At 54.2% G+C, this 2125-nt stretch carries 1 protein-coding gene; it reads left to right on the top strand.

Features of this window, described 5'->3' with window-relative positions; all coding sequences use genetic code 11:
- Nucleotides 1-2125 (top strand): hypothetical protein (locus ABMC88_RS18440; protein ID WP_349578357.1); only part of this gene is annotated, 2125 nt, incomplete at both ends.

Raw genomic sequence — 2125 nt, 5'->3', positions numbered from 1 at the left:
CGCGCAATGATCGTGGTCTTGCGCTGACCAAGACGGAGGATGCTGACGGCCTTTCGCCGCGTGTAACGTCGTACACTTGGCATGCAGATTTGCGTTTGCCGCTGAGCCGGACGACATCGGAAATGCAGGAGACGTTTACGTATGATGTCGATGGCCTGCTGACGGGGTATTCCCAGACTGATGTTTTAGTAGGTAGCCCCAGCAATGGTGAGGTGAGAACGTGGACGTATGCCTATACGCCCCTCGCCTCAGGTCTCAAGGTTTTGACTTCGTTGGATGGCCCCGGTCTGCTCTCGGACGGCGTGAATGATGTAACATCCTACACGTACAATGCTGATGGAACGCTTGCCAGTATGACTGATCCCAATGGATTGGTGACCACATATGCGACTTACGACGGCTTCGGAAACCCGACACGCATTGTAGAGCCTGACGGTATTGCGTGGTCTATGACCTATGACGCTGAGGGCCAGCTGCTTGAGGTGATCGAGAATGTGGATCAAAGCACCGCCCGGAAATCGACTTTCACCTATGACATCATCGGTCAGCTCACCTCCTATACCAATGGGCGCAACAAGGCGTGGACCTTTACCTATGATGAGGCAAGGCGTCTTGTAGAGACGCAGACACCTGATGGCGATACTGTTGACCTGTCTTATAACCTTGCTGGACTCGTGACTAAAACAGAATACCGCGACAGTTCTGGCACAGTAACGTTCTTTGCCGATGCAGATTATGACGAGTTGGGTCGATTGAAAGAATTGTTGGGTGCCGAAGGGCAGACAACCGCCTTCACCTACGATGAGGAAGACAACCTATCAACTGCGGTCGATGCATTGAATTTGGTCACATCCAATTCTTATGATCCGCTGAACCGCGTCACGCAGGTGGTTGACCGCGCAGCTGGTACAACGCTGATGGAGCATAACGAATCCAATCAGATGACCGAATACACTGACCCGCGTGGGCTAGACACCGGCTTTGCGTACAACGGGTTCGGGGATCTGTTGCAGGAAACAAGTACCGACCGCGGGGTGATGAGCTATACCTATGACCGCCGCGGCTTGGCCACCTCTGCAACGGATGCGCGCGGTATTGTGACAAACTACGCCTATGATAACGGCGGCCGACTAACTGCGAAAACCTTCCCCAGCGCTCCTTCCGAAGACCAGTCGTTCACATTTGGGACTGGCGGGAACCTGAGTGAAGGCGAAGGGAAACCACACAAGATTTTCGATGAGGCGGGTCGAATGGAATACACCTATGATGATGGTGGTTATCTCTCTCGCGACCGGCGCATTATTAACGGCAAAGCATATGATACGAAGTACAAGATTGACAGCTTTGCAAGGTTGCAGAACTTAACGACACCGGGCCGACTGCAAATCAAACATGGCTATGACGATCAGGACCGTGTCCGTCGTATTGAAATCCAGCGGCGCGTCAGGGACCCGATCACCAACCAATATCCTGCCAAGGTTATTGTGGCGCGCAGCATTCAATATGAACCAAGTGGTCCACTTAAATCCTTCATCTATGCTGATGGCACAGCTCACACGCGGGAATATGACGACTCTTACCGTCTGACCCGCATGCTGGATGATCTATCGGGTTCAATCCTCAGGGACACATCGTACAGTTGGACTGGACGCGACAACCTCGCTGTCGTTTCCGATGCGCTGAACGGCCTGAATACGGAAACCTACCAATTCAGCGCGCGGGAGTTCCTTAGCCAAGCCACTGGTCCCTATGACCAGCTCGACTTCACCTATGATGCTGTTGGAAACCGGGCATCTCGTGCGATCACCGCATCCGCGACAACGGTGACTGACCTCTACACCTATCCGCTCACCTCCAACAAGTTAGAGAGCATCACGCAAGGCGCCGGTGGCACACGGACCCTGCTCTATGATGCCGCCGGAAACGTGACCTATGACAACCGCAACGGCGGGGGATACGGCTATACCTACAACGCCGCTGGCCGGATGGAGAGCTTCTCGATCAATGGCGTTGTACAGTCGGAGTATGTCTATAACGCGATGGGCCAGCAGGTCATCCGCCGCCTGACCCAGGCGGGACAGACGATCCACAGCATTCACGACAGCGAGGGCAACCGCCTTGCCGA

Origin of the sequence: Sulfitobacter aquimarinus (assembly GCF_040149565.1) — a bacterium.
Lineage (GTDB): Bacteria > Pseudomonadota > Alphaproteobacteria > Rhodobacterales > Rhodobacteraceae > Sulfitobacter > Sulfitobacter aquimarinus.
The sequence above is the reverse complement of the archived record's forward strand: the minus strand, read 5'-3'. Positions and strand labels throughout refer to the sequence as shown.